The following is a 552-nucleotide window of genomic DNA, read 5'->3' as shown; positions in this document are numbered from 1 at the left end:
TCTTCGATTTCAGAGTCGTAAGCTGCAACACCAGCGATCGAACCCCAAGCCTGTTCGAACTTCAGACCACCAACAACGTGTGGCATATAATCGTCGATTACGCCGTCATAAACGTTGCCGTTGATGTCGGTGAATGCGTCAACGCGTTCGCCCTGTTCGGCGGAGATGATTGCCGAGAAGCCGTTACCACCGGTGAAGGTGTAGCTGATCAGGTTTGTGTCATATGCACCAGGCGATACAACGTCATCGTTGATTACGTCGCCGAGGTAACCTGTGAAGGTGTGGAATGCGGATTCATCTTTACCGATGCGCAGACCGCCCAGTTCGATGTAAGCGTATTTCAGCTTGTCCTGTTTGAAGTCGCCGTCGCCGAATTCAAAACGGTTTTCGGTGAAGGTCTTCAGTGTGCCGAGTTCGGTTTCAGTCGCTGTGTGTGTACGCAGTGTGAAACGGGTGTTGGTGGACCATGTCTTACGGTCACGACCGGAATACACATCGTCGCCGCCTTTGAAGTCAGCGCGAACATAACCGGAAATACGCAGGCAGGTTTCT

1 protein-coding gene is annotated in these 552 nt (G+C 52.2%); it reads right to left on the bottom strand.

Annotated elements, in window-relative coordinates:
* A partial coding sequence (locus A918_RS0115565; RefSeq protein WP_022711951.1) for a porin occupies positions 1-552 on the bottom strand: 552 nt, incomplete at both ends.

The sequence above is a fragment of the Pseudochrobactrum sp. AO18b genome, assembly GCF_000409565.1.
Taxonomy (GTDB): Bacteria; Pseudomonadota; Alphaproteobacteria; order Rhizobiales; family Rhizobiaceae; genus Pseudochrobactrum; species Pseudochrobactrum saccharolyticum.
The sequence above is the reverse complement of the archived record's forward strand: the minus strand, read 5'-3'. Positions and strand labels throughout refer to the sequence as shown.